This is a genomic window from Nostoc sp. CHAB 5715, assembly GCF_020829685.1.
GTDB lineage: Bacteria > Cyanobacteriota > Cyanobacteriia > Cyanobacteriales > Nostocaceae > Nostoc.
In genome coordinates, this window is record NZ_JAIVFR010000505.1 from 1 (window position 1) to 5424 (window position 5424).

Genomic DNA, 5424 nt, shown 5'->3' on the forward strand with positions numbered 1-5424 from the left:
ACCGCGCATTCCTTAATAGCGAACAATTGGATCGCGTTTACTTGGACGAGTTAGGAGATATTCGCCAACTACCTTTGGGTTTAGCACTCATGGTACTGACTACGATAGAAGAAGACCAAGCATCAGAAGAAGCTAGGTATTTACTAACGAGAACATACGAAGAAGTACCCCAAGTATCAAATCGCGCCATAATAGAATTGATAACGACCATAATGGTGTACAAATTTGAACAATTAAGCAGAGCCGAGGTGGAAATCATGTTAGGGATAACTTTACAACAAACGAGAGTTTATCGAGAAATTAAGGAAGAAGGACGACAGGAGGGAGAACAGGAAGCAACTGTTAAATTAATTGTTCGACAATTAACTAAGCGTCTTGGGCAAGAACTGTCTGAAGAAATGCAAGCAACGATTTCTCATTTACCCTTAACAGTGCTTGAGAATCTAAGTGTTGCTCTGTTGGATTTTAACAGCTTGGCGGATTTACAAGCTTGGTTAGATGCACAATAAATTACACAACTGACCAAACAAGGCAAAAGTTAAAATATTAAAAGGAGTCAAAATACTAGAATTATTCTAAATTCTGGCTTTTGAATTTTTATTGGTAATTTATTTTTTAAAATGTCCTAACTACTGATTTAACTGTCTCTCTAACCGCCGAGAAGCCAACGACATTGAGTAACAAAATACCCAATAAATAAATCCAATAAATAGATAAACTTCTGCATAGCGTCCAAGAAACTGTGGTTGTGCCAATATGGAACGCGCAATACCTGTGAGTTCCACCAATCCCACTAAAGATAAGAGGGAAGTATCTTTAAATAAGCCGATAAACTGACCAACGATCGCAGGAATAACGCTGCGTAAGGCTTGAGGTAGGACAATTAATATCACTACCAAAGGTGTATTTAATCCTAGCGCTTTCCCAGCTTCAATTTGTCCACGAGGAATTGATTGAAGTCCACCGCGCACGTTTTCTGCCATGTATGCAGCACTAAATAAAACTAATCCAGCAATTGCTCGTAATACCCGATCTAGACGCACGTCTGCTGATAGAAACAAGGGAAGCATTACCTGAGCTAAAAACAAAATTCCAATCAGTGGTAATCCTCTAACGATTTCAATGTACAGGATAGAAAACCAACGTACTACGGGTAAATTGCTTGTGCGTCCTAAAGCAAGTAAAACTCCAATGGGAAAGGAAAGCACAATACTGACTGCTGCCATTAGTAGGGTAAGTAGCAAACCGTTCCATAAATTTGTAGATACAGGCTGCAATCCAAATCCACCGCCAAGTAGCCATAAAATTATCGGGAAAGATAATAACCATAATAGGGAAAGCCAAGGAGTTAGTACCTTAGTAAAGTTTCCTCCAACCCAGAAACCTACAAATACTAAAAATGCAATTAACAATAACCAAAGGCGGTATGTAAAGTCTACTGGTAAAACAATTAATAAAACGCCGATGATAAAAACAAACAAAGCAATTCCACGCTTTATTAACTCTTGTCTACCAAAGAATACACCCCCAGTTATAGCGCCTAAATTTGAAGCGATCGCCAGCACAATCCAAGTTCGCCAATATAGCGTTTGAGGAAATCTACCAACTAAAAATAAACGTAAATTAACCTGAATTACCGCCCATTGTGCCTGAGTAGTTGCCCAAGTTAGAATTCCTCGCGCTACCCACAACAGCAACACCAAACAGACAACAGTTAACAAGCTGTTGTACCAAGTACTGAACAGGTTTTTACGTAGCCAAGTTAATTTGTCATTTATCATTTGTCATTGGTCATTGGCATAGAAGGCATCGGTGGCACGGGTAAATCGATGCTAGCAGCTAAAATTTATGATGAAATTGAGGGTTTCCCTAAGCGATTTTGGGCTGATGTTAGTTATGGCGCAGGTTTTAGCGATTTAGCCCGCCAAGTCCTCAGTGAATTTGGCTTTCGGGTTCCAGAACAAGAAGCGCAGTTAATGCAGGCGCTAGTTAAGTGTCTGCAATCTGGGCAATATTTACTCATCATTGACAATCTGGAGAGTTTATTACAGCCAGATAGACAGTGGGGAAGTCAATTCTACGGCGACTTTTTCAACGCTTGGGTGGAACATGGCGGTAATAGTAAGGTAATAGTTACTACTAGGGAAAGACCAGAATTAAAAGGCTTTGAGTGGCTACCTCTGAAAGGTTTACAACTCGCAGAAGGGATAGCACTGTTAACTGCATTAGGCATTCGCGGGGATTTAGGGGATTTTGTCGAATTGGTAGATGGGCATCCTTTGCTGTTGAGATTGGTAGCAGATTTATTAAAAGAAGAATACCCCCAAAACCCTGATTTAAGACGATTGGCAGATTTAGGCTTAGGGAATTTGCGGCAGTTGTTGACAGATCCCCAAGTGGTAGGTGTGCATCACCGGGAAAATGTGGGGATGGTGTTGGTATTAGATGCCAGTTTTGAGCGTTTGAGTGAATTGCAAAAGGCTTTGTTGCTCAATATCAGCGTTTATCGTGGTGCAGTTGATAGTACAGCAGCAGTGGCTATGTTGCCGGGAAGTTCAAAAACAGAGATTGAGGGAGAATTGAGGAATCTGGTTAAGCGTTCTTTGTTGTCAGAAAAACTCAATGGTAAGCGGCGGTTTGAGTTTCAGCCAGTTGTGTTGGAGTATGTGCGGTATAAGGCTGGTGATCAGACCGAGGCGCATCAACGAGCTATCAATTACTATCTTTTAAATGTTAAACAAGAACATTGGCAAACTAAAGAAGATATCAAAGAATATCTAGAAATTTTCTATCACTGGTATCAACTAGAAAAATATGATTCGGCTTTTAATAGCATTCTGTTCTGCGATGATTTTTTGACTTTGCAGGGCTATTACACAGATCAAGTTGACTTATACGGGCAGTTGATAAAAGCTTGGCAAAAAACTGACGAGAGAGAAAACCGGATGTATGGGGTTGCTCTCAATAACTTGGGTCTTGCTTACTTATCTCTGGGGCAGTACCAACAGGCAATAGCTTTCTTGCAGCAGTCTTTGGATATCGCTAGGGAAATAGGCGATCGCAATATTGAAGGCTCATCCTTAGGTAATTTGGGTAATGCTTATTTAGATCAGGGGCAGTACCAACAGGCGATAGATCTCTACCAGCAGTCTTTGAATATAGCTAGAGAGAGAGGCGATCGCAATCCTGAAGGCTCATCCTTAATGAATTTGGGCCTTGGTTATTTAAATCAAGGGCAGTACCAACAGGCGATAGATTTCTTGCAGCAGTCTTTGGATATAGCTAGGGAAATAGGCGATCGCAATTCTGAAGGCTTATCCTTAATGAATTTGGGTCTTGCTTACTTATATCAGAGGCAGTACCAACAGGCGATAGATTTCTTGCAACAGTCTTTGGAAATAGCTAGGGAAATAGGTAATCGCAATATTGAAGGCAAATCTTTAGGTAATTTGGGTCTTGCTTACTTATCTCTGGGGCAATACCAACAAGCGATTAAGTTCTACCAGCAGTCTTTGGATGTAGCTAGGGAAATTGGCGATCGCAATTCTGAAGGCAAATCCTTAATAAATTTGGGTGTTGCTTACAATTCTCAGGGGCAGTACCAACAGGCGATAGAGTTCTACCAGCAGTCTTTGGAAATAGCTAGGGAAATAGGCGATCGCAATTCTGAAGGCAAATCCTTAGCTAATTTGGGTAATGCTTACAATTCTCAGGGGCAGTACCAACAGGCGATAGATTTCTTGCAGCAGTCTTTGGATATCGCTAGGGAAATAGGCGATCGCAATTCTGAAGGCTTATCTTTAATGAGTTTGGGTCTTGCTTACAACTCTTTGAGGCAGTACCAACAGGCAATAGATTTCTTGCAGCAGTCTTTGGAAATAGCTAGGGAAATAGGCGATCGCAATTCTGAAGCGATCGCATGGTTTAATTTAGGTGAGGCATTAGAAAACCTCAATCGGGAATCAGACGCGCTGGGTGCTTATCGCAATGCCCGTGAACTTTGTCAGGCGATGGGACTCGATACTCAAGTGCAAGATTGCAACAATGCAATTGAGCGTCTTTCTCAACCACAAACGCCTGTAGTCTCCCGTCGTGGTTTTTGGGTGTGGTTGCGTCGGTTGTGGCGTTGGGTACGCAGTTGGTTTCGGCGGTGAAAGAGAGATACGCCATAATTACTCACAGCGTTATAATATTACTTAATTTATGACAAAAATAACTGAATTATGAAAAAAATAGAAATCGAACTCGATCAAGAAACATTTGCAAAAATAGAAAAATTAACACAAACTTATCATTGCGAAATTTCTGACATAATCAAAGCAATGATTGAGCAACTAACACAACCAGAAGTTATTAATGATTCCTTTATCGGTAAATGGTCTAATGAGGCGGAATTAGTTGATACAATGGTTGCAGATATTTTAAAACACAGGAATTTATAAAAACTAAATTAGCTGTGAGAAAATCTTTAATTGATACAGACATTGTATCAGAGATTCGCAAATTAAAAAATCCTAAAATAAATGCTAAAGCTATTGCTTATAAAGCTATATGGCAACAGTACACAATTTCTGTAATTACTGTTTCTGAAATTATCAAGGGATGGAGGAAAATAAATCGCAATGACCGCATTCAAGAATTTTTGGCAGATTTATCTCAATTAGAAGTTTTGCATTTAGACCAAAGCTGTGCAGAAATTTCAGGCTTGATTCAGGCAGATTTAGAAAAAGCAGGACAACCAATAGGATTAGCAGATATCTTAATAGCTTCTATAGCTATCGAAAATAATTTAGTTTTAGTAACAGGGAATACTAAACATTATCAAAATATCCAAGCATTAGGATATCCTTTACTAATCGATAATTGGCGAAGATAAAAATTTGTATTTGACTATCAATTACGATTATTATCTAAAGAGCAACTTTAGGATTTACGCATTCTCTTATCGTGAGCTATGAAATGAAAAACTCCACCCACAAGGGGATGGAGTTTTTGGGCATGGGGAATCGGGCATGGGGCATGGGGAAGAGTTACCAATGCCCAATGCCCAATGCCCCAAGTCGGCGGGCGGCTATCCCTCTCCACCCACAAGGGGATGGAGTTTCCCGCCGACTTTCAATAAATTACTACTACTTGTGGGGTGGACATCTTGTCCGTCCTCACGGGCGAGACGCGCACCCCACAAGAGAAGTTGGATGTTTTTTTATTTGGAAGTCCCTGACTACGGACTTGGGATGTAAGTATCCTTGCATATAAGAGAACTAACTAAGCTGTTACGCATTTAAGTTGCACATCAACCAATACAGTTCAGTTAAGCATTTCTTCCTTCTCTCTGCGTCCTTGGCGTCTTGGCGGTTCGTTAAAAAAATTGACTTTTAACATAGTTTTAGCCTTAACTGAACCGTATTGGAATAAAGGGGATTG

6 protein-coding genes are annotated in these 5424 nt (G+C 40.3%); 5 read left to right on the plus strand and 1 reads right to left on the minus strand.

Going from position 1 to position 5424, the window contains the following annotated elements; all coding sequences use genetic code 11:
* A partial coding sequence (locus LC574_RS24525; RefSeq protein ID WP_229456157.1) for a DUF2887 domain-containing protein occupies positions 1-509 on the plus strand: 509 nt, incomplete at its 5' end.
* Between the two features lie 120 nt (positions 510-629).
* Here LC574_RS24525 and LC574_RS24530 read toward each other — a convergent pair.
* Positions 630-1781 (minus strand): amino acid ABC transporter permease, encoded by a 1152-nt coding sequence (locus tag LC574_RS24530; protein ID WP_229456158.1) that lies wholly within the window; start codon positions 1779-1781, stop codon positions 630-632.
* Between the two features lie 6 nt (positions 1782-1787).
* Here LC574_RS24530 and LC574_RS24535 point away from each other — a divergent pair, with 6 nt between their 5' ends.
* The 4 genes from LC574_RS24535 to LC574_RS24550 all read left to right on the plus strand — a co-directional run bounded on the left by LC574_RS24535 (position 1788) and on the right by LC574_RS24550 (position 5240).
* Positions 1788-4154 carry a tetratricopeptide repeat protein gene (locus tag LC574_RS24535; RefSeq protein WP_229456159.1) on the plus strand — a complete coding sequence of 789 codons (2367 nt, stop codon included), beginning with the start codon at positions 1788-1790 and terminating at the stop codon, positions 4152-4154.
* Between the two features lie 69 nt (positions 4155-4223).
* Positions 4224-4442 carry a hypothetical protein gene (locus tag LC574_RS24540; protein ID WP_229456160.1) on the plus strand — a complete coding sequence of 73 codons (219 nt, stop codon included), beginning with the start codon at positions 4224-4226 and terminating at the stop codon, positions 4440-4442.
* A 14-nt stretch (positions 4443-4456) separates the two neighbouring features.
* Entirely contained in the window at positions 4457-4876 is a 420-nt protein-coding gene (locus LC574_RS24545; RefSeq protein ID WP_229456161.1) for a PIN domain-containing protein, read from the plus strand.
* Positions 4877-5012: 136 nt separating this feature from the next.
* Positions 5013-5240, plus strand: a complete 228-nt coding sequence (locus LC574_RS24550) for a hypothetical protein (protein ID WP_229456162.1) — start codon at positions 5013-5015, stop codon at positions 5238-5240.
* Positions 5241-5424: the final 184 nt, after the last annotated feature.

Bases quoted from the DNA above. Each gene is read 5' to 3' on its own strand.
- LC574_RS24530 (WP_229456158.1), bottom strand. From the start codon at position 1,781: ATGATAAATGACAAATTAACTTGGCTACGTAAAAACCTGTTCAGTACT.
- LC574_RS24540 (WP_229456160.1), top strand. From the start codon at position 4,224: ATGAAAAAAATAGAAATCGAACTCGATCAAGAAACATTTGCAAAAATA.
- LC574_RS24550 (WP_229456162.1), top strand. From the start codon at position 5,013: ATGGGGCATGGGGAAGAGTTACCAATGCCCAATGCCCAATGCCCCAAG.